Raw genomic sequence first — 22047 nt, 5'->3', positions numbered from 1 at the left:
CACCCCGAAGGGATCCACTCGCTTCCCGCGCTCGACTTGCATGTATTAGGCACGCCGCCAGCGTTCGTCCTGAGCCAGGATCAAACTCTCCATAAAAGTTAAGTTTGACTTGCTCATTTGCACACCGAATGTGCTTTGTTTCAAATCTCTTCTATATAAAGAAGAAATGTTTTGACGTACTGGTTGGTTCGTTCAGTTTTCAAAGATCAAATGTTTTGTTCGCCGCTTCAAAACAGCGACTTAATTAATATATCATATGTAGTTGTTTTCGTCAACAACTTTTTATGATTTATTTTGTTAAGCCGTTTGCGGCTTGCCGCTCTCTTAACGCGACAAGTAATAATATATCATGGCATTTCAAATGACGCAATAGGTTTTTTAATACTTTTTTAGTTTTCCAGTGTACTAGAATATCATTGATCTTTTTCTTCCTTATTATATAGAAGAAAAATAAAAAGCGAGCAGATCTCTGCTCACTTTTAGTACCGCCCTCTTCGTTTTCTCATGAATTTTTTTATGAGCGGATATACCACAGGTCCATATTTGAACACTCGTTTTAGTAGTCGTCCCATGTTGCACTCTCCTTATTAGTTGTTGGTTTATCTATTCCCTTTTCTCTTAATGAACAAACCACATCAACCACCCACAATTTTGTGGTACAACGTTTTCGCTTCCTTTATATCTTTTGTCCCGTGAATTAACACGCGTCCGTCCCGGAAGAAGACCATGCGGTGCAGCGATGTTTTATAAGATAACAAGAAAGGGTTCTCCTGAATGTCTCCATCTGGTAATCGCTCTTTCAACGCTTCCAAGTCTCTTTGTTCCCTAATACCTGGACGTATCTGTACAGTGTCCCTTCCACATAGAACGGCAACCTTGGTCATTTCGTTTCCTAATAGGTAAGGATAAGTCGGTTCTTCCCCACAAGACGGACAGTCTTTCCTTTGAATACGTCCGGTTTTGATCGACGTATAGTCGTTCGTCCAAAGATCGAAGGTAACAAGACCTTTGCGTACGGAATGAAAGTCTCCGACAAGGACTTTCAACGCTTCCGTCACCTGGTGGGCGGCGACCATTTGAACCGCTGGACTGATCACACCAACCGTATCACAAGTGGCCGCACCGAGAGGGATACTTCTCATCAAACATGATAAACAAGGGGTTTCACCTGGGATAATGGTATAACTCATTCCATGACTCCCTACGCATCCACCATATATCCAGGGGATTTGGTGTTTTTGTGTAAAATCGTTGAGGAGCATACGTGTCTCGAAGTTATCCGTGCCATCGATGATCAAATCAATGCCGTGTGAATATTCCTCAAGTTCTGCTGCTTGTACATCATCCACTACAGCATGAATTTGAACCTCACTATTTACTTTTTCCAAACGATCTTTGGCAGCCATCGCTTTAGGCATTCGGTTTTCAGCATCTTTTTCTGTGAATAGCTGCTGCCTCTGCAAGTTACTGAATTCCACATAGTCCCTGTCAATGACAGTTATTTTTCCGACTCCTGCACGTACAAGCTGCTCTGAACTGCTTGTTCCTAGTGCACCAGCCCCTATGATGAGCACATGTGATTCGTTCATACGGCGCTGCCCTTTCTCTCCTATTGGTTGGAAGAGCTGTTGTCTTGAGTATCGTTCTCCTGGCAAAGGGCCCACCTCCTTTTTTCCTTATCGCATGACGCTGCCTCCGGATATTTTCAAAGATTCCCCGACAATATTGGTCGATGCCTCCGATAAAAGGTAGACAATGGACCGGGCCACTTCATCCGGTTCACTCAATTTCCCTGAAGGAATCCCTTTTTCCGCTGTTTTTCTTTGTTCTTCATAAGTTCTACCTTCCCGTTCCCCTTTTGAGCGAATGGCTTCCTGCCCCATCGCTGTATCTACGTAACCAGGACATACGGCGTTGACGCGAACACCATGTTCAATGGCTTCATGAGCGAACGACTGGGTGAAGCCTGTAATCGCAAATTTCGAAGCGCTGTAAGCCGTACCGGAATGCGTACCTCGCAAACCAGAGAGGGATGATAAATTGACGATACTTCCGTGCCCGTTAGCTTTCATATCTTGATAGACTTCCTGAGTGAAAAGAACGGTAGAAAAATAATTGAGCTCCATCACTTTACGTAAATCTTCCTCTTTTAGATCTTCAAGCGGTCCGCCACCGATGATACCAGCCGAATTGACAAGCCCTGTCACGGGACCTATCGCCTGCCTGGCGTCTTGGACTACTTTTACACGATCCGCTTCATCGTTTAAATCAGCAGTGCTTATAAAAACTTTCACTTCTTCATTTATCGTAGCACATTCTTCTTTTAACGAGGCCAGTTTCTCCTCGTTCCTTCCTGTGATGGTCACCTGACCTCCCGCACGGACGATTTCCTTGGCCGTTTCATATCCGATTCCGCCTGTCGCCCCCGTAACTAGAATGTGTTCGCCTTTTAACGCGTCGTCAGAAAAAATGTTCATACTTTCGCCTCCTTAGCGGATACGATAACCGAACCCTTCTGTATGTAAACCTTCTGGATATAAAAAATCAGCGCTTCATGACTGATCTGTCAATGAAACGCTGATCCACGGGACAATTTGTTTTAAAAAGTCGACCATGTTGATTCTTTTTTTGTTACTTCTCATAGCTACCTCCACGACTTCTAATGCTATTTCCGCTTGTTGGTCTGCTTACGGAAAGAGAATAGAACCTTTCCACTCCGTGTACGCTTTACGCCTTTAGCCTTGGATTGAACCTGGGCTTCCGGACTGTTTTTATAATCCTGATCGAATAGCTCACGGGCTTTTGAGTATAGCAGAGTCATCGTGGTGTCCTCCCTTCTTTTTTAGTATATAATACGATTCCCCTTGATATTATTAGTAAAACTACGTAAACGCAAGAAAAAATTATGTTTTATACGTTTTTTTCTAACTATAGAGCTTATTTAAGGAATCATCATTGCTTAACAATATCCGTGCGGGTTGATTTTAAAACGTATTTATGTGGAAAAAATGTCGTTTTTTCATCTTTCACTACGATTACATCAGCCATATGAAATGAAAAATTTAATTTGTTGTCTTTTTTTCTATCGGGGTTTTATATGGTTTGTCAGCGGTAAAACAAAAAGAGACGACCCGCAAAGGATCGTCTCCATCTATATTATTCATATACTTTTACTTCTACACTTTTACGTCCGAAGTCCAGAGCATCAGAACGATCTGCCATGAATACATCGATACGGTCGCCTTGGATGGCACCACCGATATCTCCGGCGATTGCTTTACCATAGCCTTCTACATAAACTTCAGAACCTAGTGGAATTACGTTCGGGTCTACGGCAATCACTTTTTGATCTGGATTTGCTCTCAAATCGATACCTGTATAAGTTGTACCGGAGCAGCCTTCACAGAATGCTGTATAAGCTGTCGCTTCCATATTCAATGTTTTAACGACACCATCTTCTGCTGGTTGGCTGGATGTTTGCTCTGCTTCTGCTTCTTCATTGCTTGAGTTATTTTCAGACGTGGACTGTTCTGCAACTGCTGCTCCATCAAGAGTTAGTTTTTCTCCCGGATAGATAAGGCTAGAGTTAAGATTGTTCCAAGCTTGCAGCTCTTGCACGCTTACGTTATTTGCTTGTCCAATGCTGTAAAGAGTGTCCCCGGATTGAACCGTGTGAACGCTGCTGGAAGTTTGGGATTGAGCTTCTGCGTTTTGTCCTTCGTTAATAGAAAGTACTTGATTAGGGAAAATCAGATTAGAGTTCAAACCGTTCTCTTCTTTTATATCACTCACAGATACTCCATTGTTTTGAGCAATGCTCCAAAGAGTATCTCCTTTTTCTACTTTAATTTCATCTGCACTTACTGCTGTTGCTGTTACTGCCGAAACCGATGCGACCGCCGCCAAAGAAACCATTGTTTTTTTCATCATGTTTAATTTCCTCCTTGGTAAACAGCTCTCGCTCAGCCCTCGGCTAAGCGCTGTCTCAAAATCACAATTCCTACTGTAACACGCACAGCTCATATGCCAATAACAGGAACACAACAATAACTTTTCAAACATTACATCATCTTTACTACGGTGTAATAATACGGTTGTAATGGATAAATGTACCTAAGTTAACGAGAGGTCTTTCTCATTCGAGTTCTATTCCAGGTTAACGTAAGAGGTATTGGGAATATCTGTATGACCTGGTACACCATATAATGTAAGACCAAGGCATACAAATAATGGTCCAATTTTAGAGCAGCAAATATTGTAAACGTTTACATTAGCGGTTATAGTTGTACTAAATGATATGGAGAGGTGATCGGTCCATGTTAGGAGAAGCGGCGGTCAAGGATGTGAGGATACCCAAGCCCTATAGTGAGAAGCATATGGACGAAACGTTTTCCCACCCGCAATACCGTGTCGACCTTAGACGATATTCAGAGAAAGAGTACAACAAGTTTGTTCGCTTGAACACGGTATCGGATTGGTCCCTTTTGTCATGGAAAGATGTAGGTAAACCCTTTGAGGTCACGAATTATTCGATAGAGCGGACAGAGTGGGAGCGAAAGAATGATCAAGTGATGGATCCGCACACTTCATGGACCTATTTCAACAAATCCTTTCATGAGTGGTTCATCAAAGATGTCCCTCAGGCAAAGAACCATGGTAAAAAGCAGTTCATGCGAAGCCTCACTTCATTTAAGCCTGGACAAGTAAAACAAGCGATTGGTAACCTTGTTCAATTGCAGTTATGGAATTATGTCCATAGAATCCAAGATGGAATTTGGGACCCTCGCGGAAAGAGGGCTCTTTTTGAAGGGTTGCATGTAGATCGTCCCCGTATTCTCTTCCTGGGAGCTGCGGAAGGTTATGAAGCCATGCAGCTTGGAGCCATGTATCCAGGAGCAGAGATTGTCATGGTCGATTACGATAAATTTTGCAAGACCACACGGTTTGGCGAATTCCCAGAACATTATCCTTTCTTAGGTGAAAACCCTAGAACAGGACAGTGGAAAGTCATATATAAAGATGACTTGAACATTGAATATGTGGTTGAGGATATCCGTAACCTTGATTTCGGAAAAGAATTTGATATCGTCCTTTCCGTCGGCCTATTGGAACATTTTCCTGATCAATACAAGCCGGAAGTCGCTGATTGGCACCGGCGTTTTTTGAAAGAAGGGGGCTATGCGATACTGACCACCCCACGCAACCAGCTTCGATCCCGCCTCTACTATCATGTCATGGCAGATGTGATGAACCATACCTATCGTGAACTCATGACTGTCGAACAAATGGGACTCTATATGTATGAAGCAGGATTCGACATCCTGAGACACGGTTACATCAAAGTACACAACGGGCTTATTTGCCAGCCGCGTTAATATGGGAAAATCTGTATGACCTGGTACAGATGAAAAAGAAACGGAAAGATTTAAGACACACACCTCTAAATAAAACCAGCCTCTACAGTCTTTTTGACTGTAGAGGCTGGTTTTTACTTAATGGAAATAATTGTATGACCTGGTCATGCAATTATTTCCTCCCCTCCTGTTGGTCGCAGTAGGTGTGCATGGCTTTTCTAAGGAATTCGGCGTAGCCTTCTTTCCATTTGTCGATATTTTTTGTGAAACGAGGGTCGTTGACGTACATGTCGGCTAAACCTCTGAATATCTCCAGGTTGCACTCATAAAAGTGATCGGTGATGTGCTGACGTTTATTATCAACCAACCGCTGAACATTTGGATCAGATGGGTCCCGATCCATTAATTTTACAAGTTCCCGATCAATGGCATCTCCCTCTTGTTGAATCTTCTTCCAATCTTCCTTCGTGTACTGTGATGTTTTCTGTTTGGATTGTTTGTAAGCGTCCGTCTCTCCCCAACGCTCTTCCACCTCTTTCTCGTACTTTTTCTGATGGGCTTCAATCTCACTCTTATCAAACGGACGGAAACGGTCTTCACTTTTCATATGATCTTCTCCTTCCAACGTTTGGAGCGTCTGATCTACGGATCGGATTAATCGCTCCAATCGCTTTTTCTTTTCTCTCAAAATCTCACGGTGGCGCTGCAAGGCATCGGCTTCATCGAAATCAGAGTCATCCAGGATCTCCTTGATCTTTTTCAAAGAGAATTCCATCTCTTTAAAGAATAGAATCTGCTGAAGACGCGACAACTCTTTTTCACTATATAAACGGTAGCCTTTTTCACTTACAAAGCTTGGTGACAACAAATCGATATGATCATAATGGTGCAGTGTGCGCACACTGACCCCTGTCATCTCCGCCATTTCTTTTACTTTATACATCGGTGATCACCTCATATGTAACGATAATCTATGACGTAACGTCAGAGTCAACTCATCTTCTTAAGAAATTCACAGCTTTCATATGTGTGTAGGTCTTTCTATGCAGGAGTCCAACCAAACCTTAGGGCGATTTTCGTCGTTTCATGTAGTTTTTCGCTTTGGAAAGGGATTTAGTCGAACGTCGGAGAATAAGAGGAGGAATAACAATTTTAATAAGGTTGTGTTCCTATGAATATGTACTGTCAGAGCGCTTTTCATCAATTAGAAATCGTCATTGCATCCATTTCCGAAATGGTCGGTCAGTTATCAGAAGAAGATTTGACCCTAAGACCCACGGAGGGAAAGTACTCCATCGGGGAATTGCTCGAACACATTGCAGCAATCCCTGCGGCTGATGGTCACATCGCAGAAGGGGCTTCAAAAGCAGAGATGGAAGACTTCTACGAGACGGTATCAATGAAAACAAAAGATGAAATCTTAGAACGTCTCTTTGAAAACTTTGCGCAACTAAAAACACAATTTGAAAACTACACCGAAGAGCACCTTTACACAGAAACCACGTCCTGGTGGGGTGTGACGAATACACGCTTTGAATGGCTCATCCAAACGGTCGCCCATATGTACCACCACCGCGGCCAATTGCATGCCATGTTAGTCCACACCTATAAAAAAGATCCGGAAATCCTGTTGTTCGAATAGCCACCAAAAATCACCGTACCAGGTCATCCATATTATGGATGACCTGGTACACCTATTTCTTCCACACACTCTACTGACTAAAAAACACCCTCGTCCTGAATTTCCAGCACGAGGGTGTTTCTTCAGCCCAGGTATTCCATTTCCAGCTCATTTTCTTCAACTTCTCCAGCTTCCACTCTTACATAGTAGCCTTTTGCCCCTGTACGCGAACTCACATGTTTCACTGGGTCCGTGTTTATAAAATGAACAGCCGCTCCGTCATCGAGCGCATAACCCGGCCGAATCGATCCATCTTTTATAAAAGAGGTATACGCCGGTTTCCGCTCTTCCTCCCCATCATAATGAGGGCAACAGCTTCCCGGGAGAAAACCAAGGCATGCTAAGGGTTCCAACTGATCGCCGTAGGAATCCGTCACCCCTTCATCAAACCAGCAAATGGCCCCTGCACTGATGCCAGCAAGGACGACTCCTTGTTCCCAGGCTTCTTTCATGATTTCATCCAGACCCCATTCCCGCCAAAGAACGAGCAGGTTTTTCGTCGATCCTCCACCTACGTAAATGATGTCCTGTTCGAGCAAAAATTCTCGTAAATCTCTCGTCGGTGGTTTGAACAAAGATAAATGGGTCGCTTCCGCTTTCTCTTTGAACGCTTCATAGAAACGTTCGATGTAACTATCCGCATCCCCACTAGCCGTGGGGACAAAACAGATTTTCGGTCTTTCTTTTTCCACTTGATCCAATACGTAATCATCCAACAACGGGTTGTCGGGCTCCATTGAGAAGCCACCTCCACCCATAGCTATGATTTGTTTCATTGTTTAACCCCCTTCTTATTCTTATTTCTCCCAAGGGAGGTTTGAATGTCCTCTTTATAAGCATAAGAGAACAATAGCGATACCAGGATGGCTCCGCCAATCAGGTTTCCGATACTGGCAGGTACAAGGTTGAAAAAGATATATTCATACCATGTGTATTTATCAGAAGCTAAAAACCCCATACTGAAGTACCCCATATTCGCTGCACTGTGCTGGAAATTACCCGCTACAAAAAGAACGACGGGTAAGGTTGTTCCAAGGATCTTACCTGTCAAATCCCTGGCTGAGGTCGTCAGAAAGGCCGCCATTCCGATAAGCCAGTTGGCAAGCACACCGGAGATCAGAACCTGAAACCACCCTTTGACTCCATGGTCCATGAATTTCATTTTATGGTCCAAATACATTTCAAGCTCTGGATAGAATGTACTGGCGAATGAGCCTGACCACTGAATCAATACAGCTACCAGGAAGGCTCCAATGATGTTTCCGATATAAGAGGACATCCAGAATTTATAGATGTTCGTTTTCATCAACCCCGCCTTGTTAAACAAATAGGAGGGCAAAAGAACATTGATTTCCGTAAAAAGAACGGCTCCTGATATGAAGACCATCGAGTACCCTGCTGCGAACCCTAGCCCTGATAAAAGGTGATAGATTCCTTTCGTCTCGACTCCAACAGCAAGAAGTATGGAAAAGACGGCTCCGAATGTCATAAAAGATCCTGCCGTCAGCGCGAGTAAAAATTGAGCACGGAAAGGCTTGTTTAAATGATCCCTTCCCTTTTCACCAAATTCATCTACAATTTGGGACGGAATATAAAACTGACGTCCCGGACGATCTATTTTCTGATTCGATTCATCACTTTCATTCACATCTGTTTCTTGATTTTCCTCATTTGCCATGGTCATCCCTCCAATGATTCTCACATTCCCGATTCTTTAAAAATATAATCTCCTCTGTATAACCTGACGCGTTTGAGAAATGGTAAGAAAAACAAGGAAAAGAGGAATGCAGATGGCTAGAGATGAATTCTGCCTCGCTTGTGATGGAGAAGGCCTGCTGATGGATGATGAAGAGTGGCGCTATACATGTAAGGTTTGTGGCGGCAGTGGTCTACGGCCGCAGGAAGGAAGCGTCTATGACCGTCAAAGTGCAGATGTGGATGCAATGAATCGGTACTTGGATTAACTGCCAGGGTTTCTGTCTCCGCTAAAAAGCGCTCAGCTTCTGCCGAGTGCTTTTTTTCGTTTAAATCATGTGTCTGAATACTTTTAGTCCATGATCAACAAAAAGACGCGGCTCTAGAGCCACGCCTTTTCCCACTAGTAACTGATCGCTTCGTCGGTTGCGGTCTTCTTCGGTTTACGAACGAGCGCAACAATTCCGGCAATCAAATAGGCTACGCCTCCAAACAATCCCATAAAGACTGTAGCAAACGTAAAGATAATGGCGGAAATGATCAAAATGATTCCGGCTGCTTTTGGCTTTTTATTCCCTTTAAGGAACACTGCTGCCAGAATACCTAACCCAATCGCAATTAAAGAGGCGATTAGCACGAACATTGCGAATGACCCCATCATTTCGAACATCTGGGTCATATCTGTGGAACTCATTTCCCCTTCCATCTGTATTTCCGGGGAATTCATGAAGTTTTCAATTTCTTGTTGTATTTGCGGATTATCTGCAGAGTTTAATAATACACCACTCAACAGAACGGGAAGTCCAAAAAGAACAATTCCAATGATGGTAAGAACGATTTCTACCGTACGTTTCAATTCCTTCTCCTCCTTTTTTATGCTCCAGCTACGTCACGCTTCGTAAAGAATCCCCATGATAAAACCATGAATACTACATAATATACCGCTAAAACTGCGATGGAAAACCCAAGCGAAGTTCCTGATACGAATGGTGTCCCAGACATGTATTGAGTCAAGTCCGTATTGGCAAACAGGATATATTTGGCCCACTCTTTTTCCATGAAGAAAACGATGATTGAGCTTCCAGCCATCATGAGGAAGATCGCCAACCCGATCGCAAGGGATGTATTCCTGAATACAGAGGCGATCATGAAAGCGAACGTAGCCATCATAATTAATTCTACAAAACTCAATAAGTATTGTGAAACAGTAAATGAAAAGATACCAGCATCTTTGATTTCACCAGCCTGAGTATATACATACGTCTGCGAAAAGCTGCCCATTCCAAACAATAAAGCTCCCACTAAAAAGGACAAGATGTATAAGGCAAGAAGCATAGTCAACGCATACATGACAACAGACACATATTTCGCAAGTAGAATTTTCGACCTTGATATCGGGCGAATCAATAAGAGCTTGATTGTACCCCAGCGAAATTCATTGGCTGTAATACCTGCGGCAACTATAATTGTGAATAAACTCACCAGCGCTACAAATGTCCGGTTGTCTCTGACAAAATCCCAACCATTATAGTCGGTTGGTTTCAAGTCATTCTCAATGCGATATTGATTCATTTCAACATTGGTATATGCCGGATATTCAATTTCTGGCGGCTGTTCTCCCGCGGCCATCAATTGTTCGTTCTGCTGCTGAAGTTCCTGTTTCCAATTATCACCAGTAGGTGCTTCCCCACCAGTAATGGCCGCATCGATTTTAAGCAAAGCCCCTATCCCTACAATTAAAACGACTAAAAGAATAGCCATGATCCACGTCGCCTTTTGATTATAGAGCTTCATTTGTTCATTTTTGATCAGTTGAAAAAAGTTACTCAATGGCTCCCTCTCCAATCAAATCTAAGAATTTATCTTCAAGCGTTGAGCGGTTGACGTTGACACTGTAGATTTGAATACCTTTTTGTACCAGATCTGCAACAACGGTTGGGATTTTTTCCTTTTCCACTGTGAAGGTCAGGAGCTCTTCCTTACGGCTCACATCCTTGCCCGTCATTTCTTTAAGAGCGACCATCGTTTGATCCAAAGGCGTCGCTTCGATCGATACTTCCTTTTCTTCCGTTTGCTGCAAGGCATCCTGAACGGTCTGAATGGAAATTAATTCTCCATTCTTAATGATGCCAATTCGATCACACATCATCTCCATTTCAGAAAGAATATGACTCGACACAATTACAGCTACCCCTTCTTCTTCCGCCAGCCTCCGGATGTACGCACGGATTTCCCTGATCCCGGATGGATCCAACCCGTTCGTTGGTTCATCAAGGATAAGGACGGATGGTTTATGTAAAAGGGCTTGAGCAATCCCAAGACGCTGACGCATCCCAAGTGAATATTTGCCGACTTTTTCCTTCATCCGCTTTTCCAATCCGACAAGCCTTACGACTTCCTTGATACGATCCTCTGTCACACCAGGCATCATACGGGCATAATGGACAAGGTTTTTCCAACCGCTCATGAAAGGGTACATTTCAGGGTTCTCTACGATTCCACCTACGTGACGAATCGCTCCTTTAAAGTTGTTCTGCACACTTTGTCCCTGAATGATTACATCCCCATCCGTCATCTTCATCAACCCGACCATCATTCGGATTGTTGTCGTTTTCCCGGCTCCGTTAGGCCCAAGGAAACCAAACACTTCCCCGCCGTAAATATCGAAATTCAAACCTTTAATGATCGTTTTATTTCCAATTGTCTTTTTGACATTCTTCAACTGCATGACAGGCTCTGACATTCTTCCCCCTCCTTTTTATCAACACATCTAATGTACGACACAAAACCAATCTGGTTTCACAATTCATGAAAAATTTTACAATGTTCAAGTATTTGGCAGGATTGTGTAAGACTCGATTTCGAGATGTTTGTGGGGTTCGTTGCCTGGGACGAGCGTCAGGGGTGGCTGGGAAGCTACTCGCTTTCCTGTGGGGGAGTGATGAGCTTCCTCGGACTACGTCCTGCGGGATCTCACCTATCTCCTTTCTCCCACGGGAGTCTCGCAGCTTCCCAGCCACCCCATTCGATGGAGTTGAAAAACGAACTCCCTTTACTTAGAAGGACGTCTTCCAACCTCCTTGTCCAGGAGTCATAAAGTGGTGTATTAGCATTTCAATAGGGTAGCCAGATTTCTGGATTTCAACAGATATTGGAAGCTCTGCTGATGGGGGAGTAGTTTCGAGACACTCATAAAGTAAAGGGGCGGAGGGAAACGGTGAGACTCCTATGGGACGTGTGGGACAGGTGAGACCCCGGAAGGCGTAGCCTGAGGAGGCTCACCGCCCGCCCCATGGAAAGCGAACCTTTTCCCGGAGCCCCTAAACGCACACATACATCTCGAAACTGAGTCTTCCACAATCGGGAGCTTTAGTGGAACAATGGAGGGTGGGGACGGATGCGTGGATGAGCTTGGGAATTTTTGATAAGATGGAAGCATGGAATGAGGGCAGATCCCTCAGAACCGGATGAAAAGATGATTAGACTGTTAGGGGGTTAGACTCAGTGAAAATCGTATCCATTGAACCGACACCTAGTCCGAATTCAATGAAGATCAACTTAAACGAAACCTTGCCGGATGGCGAGACACACAACTATAAAAAAGATGATGAACTCAAGGGTGCGCCTGACTTCGTCCAGCACCTTTTTGAAATTGAAGGTGTCAAAGGTCTCTACCATGTGACTGATTTCATCGCCTTAGAAAGAAACGCACGTGTTTCTTGGGAAGCGATCCTTCCTGAAGTAAGGAAGGTTTTTGGATCAGAGGAAGCCGAAGAAGCATCCTCTCCAAAACAGGAAGAGCCGGATGAACACTTCGGGGAAGTCCGTGTTTTCGTGCAGATGTTCCGCGGCCTGCCGATGCAGGTAAAGCTTGAGGAAGGCGAAGAGGAAACACGCGTCGGGCTTCCTGAACGTTTCATGGAAGCAGCAATGAAAGCCTCTCCCGCTTCTCCGAACATGATCATGGAGCGTAAATGGGTGGAGCACAACCCACGCTATGGTGACGTGGCTGAAATTGGGGAACAGATAAAAGAGGAACTTTCGGCGAGTTATGATGAAGAGCGACTGGAATCCCTTGTTAAACAAGCGTTTGACCAAGAATCGGTTGATGTCGAACCGAAGGAAGAAAGGACGAAAATCAGCTTAGAAACGCTGGATCATGACGATTGGAAAGTTCGCTATGCGGCTTTAGACCGAATGGATCCGACGGCAGAAGATTATCGCCTGCTTGATAAAGCACTGGATGATGACAAGGCATCGATCCGACGTCTGGCTACAGCCTATCTCGGTATGATCGAAGAACTTGAAACACTGCCATATCTCTACAAAGCTCTTAATGACAAATCAGTCACCGTACGACGCACAGCTGGCGATTGCATTTCGGATCTCGGTTTCAAAGAAGCGATGCCGAAAATGATGGAATCACTTTCTGATTCCAACAAACTTGTTCGTTGGCGTGCCGCGATGTACTTGTATGAGCTTGGCGACGAAACAGCTCTCCCTGCCTTGAAAGAGGCCGCTGATGACCCCGAATTTGAAGTTCGTCTGCAGATCAATATGGCGATTGAAAGAATTGAAGGCGGCGAGGAAGCTAAGGGATCCGTATGGCATCAAATGACTCAAGCGACTAAGAAAAAACAACAATAGGAGGCTACGATTTATGAATCCATATGAAGCATATATGAAAGAAATTTCCCAGCCGATGCGTGATGAATTGACGAACGCAGGCTTTACTGAATTGACGACCCCAGAGGAAGTAGACACTTTTATTAGCGAAACGAAAGGAACGTCCCTTGTCGTCATCAACTCGGTCTGTGGATGTGCAGCTGGACTGGCACGCCCTTCTGCCCGCGAATCGCTCAAAAATGAAAAACGTCCCGACAACATTGTAACTGTCTTTGCTGGCCAGGATCGTGAAGCTACATCACGCATGCGTGACCATTTGGAAGGCTATGAGCCATCCTCTCCATCCATGGCTCTTTTGAAAGATGGACAGGTTCTCCATTTCATCCCGCGTGAAGAGATTGAGGATTATGAAGTAGAAGAAATTGTAGCCAATCTTACGAACGCTTATAACCAATACTGTTAACAAAAAGCGCCTTCCATCATGATGGAAGGCGCTTTTTCATGCGGTCTTGGTTTGATCCCCGCTTTTTTCCGGCTTAATTAATACGAGAACAAGGAATAAAAGAAGACCACCTAAGGCACCGCTTGCAATATAGCTGATATTCAGATATTCCTTCATAAGGAGTGACATCAAAGGCGGACCTGCCGCTACCCCTATGAATCTTGATGAACTATAAAAAGAAGTGATCGTACCACGCTCTTCTTTTTCTATTCCTTCTGTAATGAGTGCATCGAGAGTCGGGAGCATCCCGCCGATTGCCGTTCCTAAAATGCTTGTCACAACTAGGAGCAAAAACAACTTTTCATTGACGTACCCGACAAAAATGACGCTTGCTGATACCATAATCAACGCAATGACAAGCACCCATTTCATGACAGTCGTGTCTCCTTTAATTTTCTTCCCAGTCAAAAACGCCGACACACATAACGTGAACAGCGGAATGGCGAGCACGAATCCTTTCTTCACGCCTTCAATGTTATGGGTTTTCTCAAGAATGTCGGACATAAAGAACAACACCGCAAACAAAATGAGCATGGCATAAGCCCCTAGTAGAAATACAGGATACAACCATTTCCCTTCCTGTTTGAATATCTCTTTCGTTTTTTTCAGAAATTGCTTGAACGGCTGAGGCTCTTCTTTTTTCCCTTTAGGAACTTTTATAAAAAAGAAAACGAGAACGATGGAGATCAAACTGAAAAAGGAAATAGAAAAGAACGGAAGAAACCATAAAAATACAGCAAAAAGGGAACCTAAAATGGGACTTAGTACTTTTCCGAACGTATTGGATGTTTCAATAATGCCGAGACATGAGCTCGCTTTTTCATCGTCATCTTTATATAAATCTCCGACCAGCGGCAGAATGATCGGGGTCGCCCCGGCTGCGCCCATTCCCTGGAGGATTCGTCCAATCGTAATCCAGAAAAAGGGGTCTTCCAATTTCCATGAAGAAAATCCCGCGATCAATCCTCCAATGAAAGCAAGGACTAGACTGGGAAGGATAATTAACTTTCTGCCAAAACGATCGGATAAGTATCCGGCAACAGGAATAAGGATAATGGCCGCTACGGAATAGCTGGTGATGATTGTGCTTGATTGAAAAGATGTGATGCCTACCTTTTTCTCGAAAATCGGCAATACTGGGATCAGCATTGAATTTCCGAGCGTCATCACAAGGGGAATCGAAGCCATACTGACCAGGCACCAACGGCTAACTTTGTTTTCCAATGCAATTCCTCCTACGTATTCATAAACGTAGGATGCCCGATTCCAATGGATTCACGATGAGAAAAATTTGGATATATTCACGTCGCTTTCATGTAAACTTTTATGGACTCACCAGTTATCCCAAAGGCTTCCCCTTCCTGTTTCCACCCATACTTCTCATAATATCCTTCAAGGTCTGTAGCCAAATGGAGATTTTCGTAACCTAACCTGCCCACTTCCTCAATCGCATGATTCAGCAACTGTTTCCCGACCTTTCGTCCTCGATGATCTGGATGAACGTAAAGACACGCAAGCCATGGGCAAAGATCCTGGCGACTGTTCATATCATTTCTGAGCAGAGCATACGTGCCGATGATTTCATCCTCATTCAACAGGATATAAAACAATGGCAGCTCGTCTCCGTTTTTCAATGATTGACGGATGCAGTCTTCATACAGCTTAAAGTTATCCTCACTCCCCCACTGTTCCCAAAAAACGTCGATGGCAAGGTCAATCAAATCGGACCCCTCTTGCAAGCGTATGATTTTCATTCCTTTATCCCCCTCCTTTGACCCAATTTATCTGTTAGGAAAATAGCCATAACTATAGGCAGAACCATCGTAAGCGCAGGCATGGCTTTAACAAAAAATGAAGGGTCTTCCCCGCCATTTACGATCCACGGATCAACGTCATGAAGAAAGGTCAGAACCAAACCTGTTCCCCAAGAAACGAGCCCATAGCTTAGAATCAACGTAAAAATGAACACAATATATATCTTCACAAAATCACCTCTGTCTTTTATACGAAGACAATAGTCTCAAGTTTCAAACTTTCGTTTCATAGATGTCATCACCGGGGATAAGGGTTACAAAAAGGAAGGAGTTGGAAGAAGATGAAAAAATGGATGGTGATCTTTGGTATCGCTACTGTATTTACTTTAGCCGGATGTGGTGGAGAGGACGGCGGGGACATGGAAGAAGATCAGAACGAAAACCAGGAAGAAATGGAAGACACAGATGAGAATTCGAATGATACAGAAAGTGATATGGGTGAAGATGGTACAGAATCCGAGGATAACATGGGTGAAGAAGATGGAAATACGGAAGGAGACGATTCCACAGATACCGAAGGCAATGGTCAAGATGATGATGCCATGGATGACGAAGAGCAATAACAGTTGATTTCATTACCATAAAATTACACCACATTCACTTCCCCTTAACAAAGGACGGGTATCTTTTATACGTAACTCACTTTGGAAAGGGGATTTTTATATGTTGAAGAAATGGATGTTGGCGTTAGGTTTGGTATCTGTTTTGACCCTTGCTGCTTGTGGTGGAGAAGAAGACGGTGAGATGGAAGAAGAACAAACGGAAGAGCAGGAACAAAGTGACACAGAGAGTGAAGACAGCGCAGAATAATACATGAAAAACAAAAGGCGGATCCTTTTTAGGATTCGCCTTGTTTATTTGATTCGCCATTTCGTCTTCACTTGCTGACGGGGAGAAGGATGAGCTTCAAGGGAAGATGAACAATTCGGGCAGATGATGGCTTGAGTCGGAATCGGCATACAGCAATAAGGGCACTCTTTTTTCGTCATCCCATGCAAAGGGTGCTGATGAGGTTTTTTCCAGCGGTTGATTTGGCGGACGACGAGGAACACCGCGAACAGGATAATGATAAAACGGACGGAAGCCGTTACAAAAAGGCCATAATTAATCGTAGCCGCTCCTGCTTCTTTTGCGGCGGCAAGCGAAGGATAGACCGACCCATCCAGGCTGAGGAACATATTCTCAAAGTTCATTCTTGTGTACAAAACTCCAACAGGCGGAAGTAAAATATCCGTCACGAGGGAATCAATAAATCCACTGAAAGCGGCCCCCAGGACCATCCCCACTCCCATATCGACGGCACTCCCACGGACGGTGAACTGTTTGAATTCATGAAGCAATCCCAAACCAGGCTCCTCCTCTCACCCATCATCCTATGAGCGAAAAGGACAAACTATGATTCAGAAGGTAAAACCTTCATACCAGGCACCGTTTTTCCACACTTTGGTACCAGGTATGCGTATCCTTCTCGATGGTACCTGGTACGTCTATTCACCAGCTCGGTGCCAGGTACAATCATAGAAGCTGAAATATCATGACCGAGCCACGGTGGGCTTACGTAACCCACTTAAAAACAGGGCCAGTTTCTCCACCTGGTCATTCGTCTGGTGATGACTGAAAGAGAGACGAATGAAAGACTTGGCCTCTTCTGTATCATAGCCCATCGCTAGCAGTGTACCTGGCGGCTCGGGGTTACCTGTACGACAGGCACTGCCCGTAGAAAAATGAAATCCGTGACGATTCCCTTCAAGCATCGCTAATTGTCCTTCCATTTCAGGCAAAAGCAGACCGATGATCGGTACAGCACTATCCGCTGTGTGACCGACCAGCTTCCACTCTCCAGCTTTCAGAAATGTTTGTTTCAGTTCCATAATCTTCGACTGGTTGTGATGTCTTTCTTTCACCATTTTTTCAGCGGCAACCGTAAATCCAGCAATGCCTGGTGTATTCACGGTCCCTGCTCTTACTCCTCCTTCATGCGTGCCTCCTGGAGTTTTAGGTTGAAACGAAAGGGACGGCCGGATGTAAACCGCCCCTACCCCCTTCGGTCCGTATAGTTTGTGTGCACTGACCGAAAGACTATCGACATAAGGAGCCACTTCCTCTACTGGCATTTTCCCAAAAGACTGGACACAGTCACTGTGAAAAAGAATGCCGTGCGTCCGGCAAAGTTCAGAGAGATGCTGGACCGGCTGCACCGTACCGATATCGGAATTCACATGCTGAATCGCCATGACGACGGTATCCTGTTGAATCGCTCTTTGAACATCTTCCACATTGATGATTCCCGCTTCATCCAAAGGCACCCTTGTTACTTTATAACCTTCTTCTTCATAGCTGTGAATAAGGTTCCGCACAGAAGAATGTTCAGCCTCCGTAGTAATGATGTGATTCCCCTTCCCCGCTTTCAAAAGAGCCTCCAGCGCAAGTTCATTACTTTCCGTGCCCCCACTTGTAAAATAAACACCCTCTTGTTCGATCCCCAGCAACCCTGCCATTGTATTCCGGCAATGTTCCAATAACGCATGAGCTTTTGTTCCGGGATCATGTAAACTTTTCGTATTCGCAAAATAGTTACGAGCAGCATGAATATAAGCCTCCAGCGCACCCTCATCCATAGGGGATGTGGCCGCATAATCAAAGTACCCTTCCATATTTCTCTCTCCTTTTTGACTCAAATCTCTTGTCAATAGTTTAACATTGTGTAAATATAAGTGTAAATACACATGTATAGTTACGGGGGATATATTCATGATACGGACCGCAGATCTCATCATCATTGGTAGTGGCGTAGCGGCCTTACAACTTGCCCGACAATTTACTGCGGACAAAAATGTGATTATTATCACAAAGTCCTCGCTCGGTCATGGGAATTCTCGTTTAGCTCAAGGTGGAATTGCTGCAGCCATAGGCGACAATGATCATCCTTTTTATCACTTCGTCGATTCAGTCATCGCTGGCCGTTCGATGAACAACCATCAAGCAACACTCATGATGACTAAAGAGGCACCTCAAATCATAAGAGAATTGGAAACAGATGGATGTGCTTTTGATTATGAAAAAAAGGACACCCTCGCTCTTGGAAAAGAAGGCGCCCATACCCAGAACCGCATCGTTCACGGAGGTGGAGACCAAACTGGAAAAGTTCTAATGGATTACTTGATGCAATCCCTCCCTCCTCATGTCGATATTTTTGAAAACCATTATGTATTCGAATTGATGACCAATGAGGACGGAAGTTGTTTTGGAGTGAAAAGCAAGGATGCCTCTGGAATTCATGAATTCCACGCTCCTCATACCGTCCTTGCTACAGGAGGGTGCGGACAATTATACTCATCCACATCCAACGCCTCCTCGGTTACCGGTGACGGTATGGCTCTCGCCTATCAAGCAGGCGCGGAACTCACAGACATGGAATTCATCCAGTTCCACCCCACCCTTTTGTACATACAAAAAAAGCCGGTTGGGTTGATCTCTGAAGCGGTGCGCGGAGAAGGGGCTGTTCTTATTGATGAAGATGGAACGCTAATCATGGAAGACGTCCATCCTCTGAGAGACCTCGCCCCGAGGCATGTGGTTTCCCAAACGATTTATCAAAGAAGGAAAAACGGGGAAAACGTCTATTTGGATATAAGGAATGTAGTCAAGTTTGAAAAAAGGTTTCCCCATATCACAAACTTATGCCTACAGCACGGAGTGGATATAGAAAAAGGACGAATACCAGTAGCGCCCGGCTGTCATTTTTCTATGGGTGGAGTGAAGACGGATATGGTTGGGAGGTCGACAGTCGAAGGTTTATATGCGATTGGAGAAGTCGCTTGTACGGGTGTGCACGGAGCCAACCGACTGGCAAGCAACTCCCTGCTTGAAGGGTTGGTTTATGGAAAAAGATTAGCCAACCATTTAAATAATCGAGGGACTCCTCACTTTCCATCAACGGAAGCCAATGAGAAAAGACCCCCCCTTCCTTTCCGACTTCCATCCAAAACCGAAATTCAAGAGCGGATGATGGAAGGTGTCGGCATCGTAAGAGATGGAGAAATGCTATTCAACCACCTCCAATGGTTAGAATCATTCCTCCCGCCTTCTGCATGGAGGGAGTATGACTTAAGTATGCTCACATTCGAGCAAATGACAAGACTGTTCATGCTGCAAACGAGCTGGTTAATTACACGATCCGCCCTTGATCGTGAGGAAAGCCGCGGCGGCCATTATCGCAGCGATTTTCCTGAAGAGCAGTTGGACTGGCAAAACAAACAAATCATCAGGCAGAGAACATTAGAAATGGGGGAATTCCATGAATCAGTGGAGACGTAAACAACAGTTAGAGGCCTTTTTCACAGAGGATATTGGTGAGCATGATTATAGTACCGACTTTTTATTTCCGAAAGATCATCATGGGAGATTGACCTTTACCTCTAAAGCAGAAGGGGTTTTTTGTGGGGAAGACGTCATCACCGATGGCTATCAGATGCTCGACTCTACCATTACGGTCGAACTCTATATTCATGACGGAGATTGGATGCGTACAGGAGACACGATCGCCACCATCGATGGTCCTGTGGGTGAGCTTTTAAAAGGGGAACGCGTCATCCTCAACCTTATTCAACGCATGAGTGGGATCGCCACACTGACACACAAAGCCGTAAAAGCCTTGAATGATGAGAACATCAGGATTTGTGACACCCGCAAAACCACCCCAGGATTGCGGTCTTTCGAAAAGTATGCCGTCCGTACCGGTGGAGGTTACAACCACCGTTTCGGCCTTTACGATGCCGTCATGCTGAAAGATAACCATATCGCATTTTTTGGTTCTGTTCGTGAAGCGATCGCCCGGACGAAGGCATCTGTAGGTCATACCGTCAAAATTGAAGTGGAAACAGAAACGGAAAATCAGGTCGTGGAGGCTATAGAAGCAGGTGCCGATATCATTATGTTCGATAACCGGACACCAGCGGAAATTAGATCCTTCACTTCATTGGTCCCCTCTTCGATTACAACAGAGGCATCTGGAGGCATCACTCTCGAAACCTTACCCGATTACCGAGGCCTTGAGATTGACTATATTTCCCTCGGATTCTTGACCCATTCCGTGAGAGCCCTTGATATCAGCGCCCGTGTAGCCACAACAAAGGAGGAAGTACAATGAACCTTTTTGAAACGATTGAACAGCATACGCTCCCTGACCGGTATAAGACAATGGAAAGAACGGAACTTGAGCGGATAGTGCTCCAAGTAAAAGAAGAAATGGGAGAGAAACTTTTCTTACCTGGTCACCATTATCAAAAAGATGAAGTCATCCAATTTGCTGATGCTCGTGGAGATTCTTTGAAACTTGCGCAGCTGTCCGCCTCCCAACACGAAGCGGAAGCCATCGTTTTTTGCGGCGTCCACTTCATGGCGGAGACAGCAGACATACTGACGCGCGAGGACCAGCACGTCTACCTTCCCGATATGCGTGCAGGATGTTCGATGGCAGATATGGCGAATATCCAACAGACGGAGAAATCATGGGGGCGCCTCATGGAACTTTTTGATGATACCATCCTTCCTCTCACCTATGTGAATTCAACAGCGGCCATCAAAGCTTTCGTTGGCAAAAATGGCGGAGCCACCGTCACTTCTTCGAATGCTGCAGATATGCTGAAGTGGGCATTTTCCCAGAAAGAACGGATCCTTTTCCTCCCCGATCAACATTTGGGAAGAAATACTGCGTACGATCTCGGCATCCCGCTCGATCAAATGGCTGTCTGGGATCCGATTATCGAAGAACTCCTGTATGACGGTCCTTTAGAAGCGGTCAAGGTGATTTTATGGAAAGGACATTGCTCCGTTCATGAGAATTTCAGAATAGCCAATGTTGAACAAGTTCGTACGGACCACCCGAACATGAAAATCATCGTCCACCCAGAATGCAGCCGCGAAGTCGTGGAGCTTTCCGACCTCTCAGGGTCCACTAACGCTATCATCCAGGCGATTGAGAACGCTCCACCTGGAAGTGAGTGGGCAATCGGAACTGAAATGAACCTCGTCAACCGCATCATTCAGGAACACCCGGAACAGCATATCATTTCATTGAACCCGAGGATGTGTCCATGTCTGACGATGAACCGCATTGACCTCCTGCACCTAGCCTGGTCTCTTGAATCGATAGCCGAAGGTCAGCCTCAGAACTTAATACGGGTCGATTCTTCTGTTGCTTCTGATGCACGCAAAGCGTTGGATCGAATGTTGATTCGGGCTTGAATGGAGGATGAAAGTGCCCTAACTCTCATTGAAAGTGACCCAACGCTGAGGGTAAGTGCCCTAACTTTCTCCAAAGTGACTTAACGCGCTCCCAAAGTGCCCTAACTCCCAACGAAAGTGACTTAACGT

General features: G+C 44.8%; 24 protein-coding genes and 1 rRNA gene. 10 read left to right on the top strand and 15 right to left on the bottom strand.

Features of this window, described 5'->3' with window-relative positions; translation table 11 throughout:
• The 5 genes from GLV98_RS19440 to GLV98_RS19425 all read right to left on the bottom strand — a co-directional run.
• Positions 1-96: ribosomal RNA gene (locus tag GLV98_RS19440) — 16S ribosomal RNA — on the bottom strand; the annotation flags it as partial.
• A gap of 539 nt (positions 97-635) precedes the next feature.
• Entirely contained in the window at positions 636-1655 is a 1020-nt protein-coding gene (locus tag GLV98_RS19435) for a thiazole biosynthesis adenylyltransferase ThiF (RefSeq protein ID WP_160917646.1), read from the bottom strand.
• 21 nt (positions 1656-1676) lie between these two features.
• On the bottom strand, positions 1677-2477 hold the full coding sequence (locus GLV98_RS19430) for an SDR family NAD(P)-dependent oxidoreductase (RefSeq protein ID WP_160917645.1): 801 nt from the start codon (positions 2475-2477) through the stop codon (positions 1677-1679).
• Positions 2478-2665: 188 nt separating this feature from the next.
• Positions 2666-2821 (bottom strand): hypothetical protein, encoded by a 156-nt coding sequence (locus GLV98_RS20065; RefSeq protein ID WP_202410145.1) that lies wholly within the window; start codon positions 2819-2821, stop codon positions 2666-2668.
• Between the two features lie 335 nt (positions 2822-3156).
• Positions 3157-3927 carry a LysM peptidoglycan-binding and 3D domain-containing protein gene (locus GLV98_RS19425; RefSeq protein ID WP_160917649.1) on the bottom strand — a complete coding sequence of 257 codons (771 nt, stop codon included), beginning with the start codon at positions 3925-3927 and terminating at the stop codon, positions 3157-3159.
• 389 nt (positions 3928-4316) lie between these two features.
• On the opposite strand from GLV98_RS19425, the gene GLV98_RS19420 reads away from it, so the two are divergent.
• Positions 4317-5375, top strand: coding sequence for a class I SAM-dependent methyltransferase (locus tag GLV98_RS19420; protein WP_160917644.1), 1059 nt, complete (start codon positions 4317-4319; stop codon positions 5373-5375).
• 151 nt (positions 5376-5526) lie between these two features.
• On the opposite strand, the gene GLV98_RS19415 is transcribed toward GLV98_RS19420, so the two are convergent.
• On the bottom strand, positions 5527-6297 hold the full coding sequence (locus GLV98_RS19415) for a MerR family transcriptional regulator (protein ID WP_160917643.1): 771 nt from the start codon (positions 6295-6297) through the stop codon (positions 5527-5529).
• A 228-nt stretch (positions 6298-6525) separates the two neighbouring features.
• Here GLV98_RS19415 and GLV98_RS19410 point away from each other — a divergent pair, with 228 nt between their 5' ends.
• Entirely contained in the window at positions 6526-6996 is a 471-nt protein-coding gene (locus GLV98_RS19410) for a DinB family protein (protein ID WP_160917642.1), read from the top strand.
• 122 nt (positions 6997-7118) lie between these two features.
• Here GLV98_RS19410 and GLV98_RS19405 read toward each other — a convergent pair whose 3' ends face one another.
• Together GLV98_RS19405 and GLV98_RS19400 are read right to left on the bottom strand one after the other, a co-directional pair.
• On the bottom strand, positions 7119-7811 hold the full coding sequence (locus GLV98_RS19405) for a peptidase E (protein ID WP_160917641.1): 693 nt from the start codon (positions 7809-7811) through the stop codon (positions 7119-7121).
• Complete coding sequence (locus tag GLV98_RS19400; RefSeq protein ID WP_160917640.1) at positions 7808-8713, bottom strand: formate/nitrite transporter family protein; 906 nt, start codon at positions 8711-8713, stop codon at positions 7808-7810. The genes GLV98_RS19405 and GLV98_RS19400 overlap by 4 nt, the downstream gene beginning before the upstream one ends.
• Before the next feature lie 112 nt (positions 8714-8825).
• Between GLV98_RS19400 and GLV98_RS20060 the strand changes: the two genes are divergently transcribed.
• Positions 8826-8999: a hypothetical protein gene (locus tag GLV98_RS20060; protein WP_167356081.1), complete on the top strand. Its 174-nt coding sequence runs from the start codon at positions 8826-8828 to the stop codon at positions 8997-8999.
• 134 nt (positions 9000-9133) lie between these two features.
• Here GLV98_RS20060 and GLV98_RS19395 read toward each other — a convergent pair whose 3' ends face one another.
• From GLV98_RS19395 to GLV98_RS19385, 3 genes are read right to left on the bottom strand one after another with little or no spacing between them, the layout of a single operon-like run.
• Positions 9134-9586 (bottom strand): DUF4064 domain-containing protein, encoded by a 453-nt coding sequence (locus GLV98_RS19395; protein WP_160917639.1) that lies wholly within the window; start codon positions 9584-9586, stop codon positions 9134-9136.
• Between the two features lie 17 nt (positions 9587-9603).
• On the bottom strand, positions 9604-10560 hold the full coding sequence (locus GLV98_RS19390; protein ID WP_160917638.1) for an ABC transporter permease: 957 nt from the start codon (positions 10558-10560) through the stop codon (positions 9604-9606).
• Positions 10553-11473 (bottom strand): ABC transporter ATP-binding protein, encoded by a 921-nt coding sequence (locus GLV98_RS19385; RefSeq protein WP_160917637.1) that lies wholly within the window; start codon positions 11471-11473, stop codon positions 10553-10555. Before GLV98_RS19385 ends, GLV98_RS19390 begins: the two co-directional genes overlap by 8 nt.
• 761 nt (positions 11474-12234) lie before the next feature.
• On the opposite strand from GLV98_RS19385, the gene GLV98_RS19380 reads away from it, so the two are divergent.
• Entirely contained in the window at positions 12235-13377 is a 1143-nt protein-coding gene (locus GLV98_RS19380) for a virulence factor (RefSeq protein ID WP_160917636.1), read from the top strand.
• 13 nt (positions 13378-13390) lie between these two features.
• Positions 13391-13819 carry a BrxA/BrxB family bacilliredoxin gene (locus tag GLV98_RS19375; RefSeq protein ID WP_160917635.1) on the top strand — a complete coding sequence of 143 codons (429 nt, stop codon included), beginning with the start codon at positions 13391-13393 and terminating at the stop codon, positions 13817-13819.
• 36 nt (positions 13820-13855) lie between these two features.
• On the opposite strand, the gene GLV98_RS19370 is transcribed toward GLV98_RS19375, so the two are convergent.
• Together GLV98_RS19370 and GLV98_RS19365 are read right to left on the bottom strand one after the other, a co-directional pair.
• Positions 13856-15046, bottom strand: a complete 1191-nt coding sequence (locus tag GLV98_RS19370; RefSeq protein ID WP_160917648.1) for an MFS transporter — start codon at positions 15044-15046, stop codon at positions 13856-13858.
• Positions 15047-15159: 113 nt separating this feature from the next.
• Entirely contained in the window at positions 15160-15612 is a 453-nt protein-coding gene (locus GLV98_RS19365) for a GNAT family N-acetyltransferase (RefSeq protein ID WP_160917634.1), read from the bottom strand.
• A 341-nt stretch (positions 15613-15953) separates the two neighbouring features.
• Between GLV98_RS19365 and GLV98_RS19360 the strand changes: the two genes are divergently transcribed.
• On the top strand, positions 15954-16235 hold the full coding sequence (locus GLV98_RS19360) for a hypothetical protein (protein WP_160917633.1): 282 nt from the start codon (positions 15954-15956) through the stop codon (positions 16233-16235).
• A gap of 100 nt (positions 16236-16335) precedes the next feature.
• Positions 16336-16482: a hypothetical protein gene (locus tag GLV98_RS19355; protein WP_160917632.1), complete on the top strand. Its 147-nt coding sequence runs from the start codon at positions 16336-16338 to the stop codon at positions 16480-16482.
• A 44-nt stretch (positions 16483-16526) separates the two neighbouring features.
• On the opposite strand, the gene mscL is transcribed toward GLV98_RS19355, so the two are convergent.
• Together mscL and GLV98_RS19345 are read right to left on the bottom strand one after the other, a co-directional pair.
• Positions 16527-17018: a large conductance mechanosensitive channel protein MscL gene (mscL, locus tag GLV98_RS19350; RefSeq protein WP_160917631.1), complete on the bottom strand. Its 492-nt coding sequence runs from the start codon at positions 17016-17018 to the stop codon at positions 16527-16529.
• A 186-nt stretch (positions 17019-17204) separates the two neighbouring features.
• On the bottom strand, positions 17205-18326 hold the full coding sequence (locus GLV98_RS19345) for an IscS subfamily cysteine desulfurase (RefSeq protein WP_160917630.1): 1122 nt from the start codon (positions 18324-18326) through the stop codon (positions 17205-17207).
• Between the two features lie 97 nt (positions 18327-18423).
• On the opposite strand from GLV98_RS19345, the gene nadB reads away from it, so the two are divergent.
• Genes nadB through nadA form a run of 3 tightly spaced genes read left to right on the top strand, consistent with a single transcriptional unit; the run spans position 18424 to position 21918 of the window.
• Complete coding sequence (gene nadB, locus GLV98_RS19340) at positions 18424-19989, top strand: L-aspartate oxidase (protein WP_202410144.1); 1566 nt, start codon at positions 18424-18426, stop codon at positions 19987-19989.
• A complete protein-coding gene (gene nadC / locus GLV98_RS19335; RefSeq protein WP_160917629.1) occupies positions 19970-20821 on the top strand; it encodes a carboxylating nicotinate-nucleotide diphosphorylase in 852 nt (283 codons plus the stop codon). The genes nadB and nadC overlap by 20 nt, the downstream gene beginning before the upstream one ends.
• Positions 20818-21918, top strand: coding sequence for a quinolinate synthase NadA (gene nadA / locus GLV98_RS19330; RefSeq protein WP_160917628.1), 1101 nt, complete (start codon positions 20818-20820; stop codon positions 21916-21918). Before nadC ends, nadA begins: the two co-directional genes overlap by 4 nt.
• Positions 21919-22047 lie beyond the last annotated feature (129 nt).

The organism is Halobacillus litoralis (assembly GCF_009856415.1).
GTDB classification, from domain to species: Bacteria; Bacillota; Bacilli; order Bacillales; family Halobacillaceae; genus Halobacillus; species Halobacillus litoralis_C.
Note: the sequence above shows the minus strand (reverse complement) of the source record. Positions and strands in the feature narration are given on the sequence as shown.

Coding starts and splice junctions, on each gene's coding strand:
- GLV98_RS19430 (WP_160917645.1), bottom strand. CDS start 2,477: ATGAACATTTTTTCTGACGACGCGTTAAAAGGCGAACACATTCTAGTT.
- GLV98_RS20065 (WP_202410145.1), bottom strand. CDS start 2,821: ATGACTCTGCTATACTCAAAAGCCCGTGAGCTATTCGATCAGGATTAT.
- GLV98_RS19425 (WP_160917649.1), bottom strand. CDS start 3,927: ATGAAAAAAACAATGGTTTCTTTGGCGGCGGTCGCATCGGTTTCGGCA.
- GLV98_RS19420 (WP_160917644.1), top strand. CDS start 4,317: ATGTTAGGAGAAGCGGCGGTCAAGGATGTGAGGATACCCAAGCCCTAT.
- GLV98_RS19415 (WP_160917643.1), bottom strand. CDS start 6,297: ATGTATAAAGTAAAAGAAATGGCGGAGATGACAGGGGTCAGTGTGCGC.
- GLV98_RS19410 (WP_160917642.1), top strand. CDS start 6,526: ATGAATATGTACTGTCAGAGCGCTTTTCATCAATTAGAAATCGTCATT.
- GLV98_RS19405 (WP_160917641.1), bottom strand. CDS start 7,811: ATGAAACAAATCATAGCTATGGGTGGAGGTGGCTTCTCAATGGAGCCC.
- GLV98_RS19400 (WP_160917640.1), bottom strand. CDS start 8,713: ATGGCAAATGAGGAAAATCAAGAAACAGATGTGAATGAAAGTGATGAA.
- GLV98_RS20060 (WP_167356081.1), top strand. CDS start 8,826: ATGGCTAGAGATGAATTCTGCCTCGCTTGTGATGGAGAAGGCCTGCTG.
- GLV98_RS19385 (WP_160917637.1), bottom strand. CDS start 11,473: ATGTCAGAGCCTGTCATGCAGTTGAAGAATGTCAAAAAGACAATTGGA.
- GLV98_RS19375 (WP_160917635.1), top strand. CDS start 13,391: ATGAATCCATATGAAGCATATATGAAAGAAATTTCCCAGCCGATGCGT.
- GLV98_RS19370 (WP_160917648.1), bottom strand. CDS start 15,046: ATGGCTTCGATTCCCCTTGTGATGACGCTCGGAAATTCAATGCTGATC.
- GLV98_RS19365 (WP_160917634.1), bottom strand. CDS start 15,612: ATGAAAATCATACGCTTGCAAGAGGGGTCCGATTTGATTGACCTTGCC.
- GLV98_RS19360 (WP_160917633.1), top strand. CDS start 15,954: ATGAAAAAATGGATGGTGATCTTTGGTATCGCTACTGTATTTACTTTA.
- GLV98_RS19355 (WP_160917632.1), top strand. CDS start 16,336: ATGTTGAAGAAATGGATGTTGGCGTTAGGTTTGGTATCTGTTTTGACC.
- GLV98_RS19345 (WP_160917630.1), bottom strand. CDS start 18,326: ATGGAAGGGTACTTTGATTATGCGGCCACATCCCCTATGGATGAGGGT.
- nadB (WP_202410144.1), top strand. CDS start 18,424: ATGATACGGACCGCAGATCTCATCATCATTGGTAGTGGCGTAGCGGCC.
- nadC (WP_160917629.1), top strand. CDS start 19,970: ATGAATCAGTGGAGACGTAAACAACAGTTAGAGGCCTTTTTCACAGAG.
- nadA (WP_160917628.1), top strand. CDS start 20,818: ATGAACCTTTTTGAAACGATTGAACAGCATACGCTCCCTGACCGGTAT.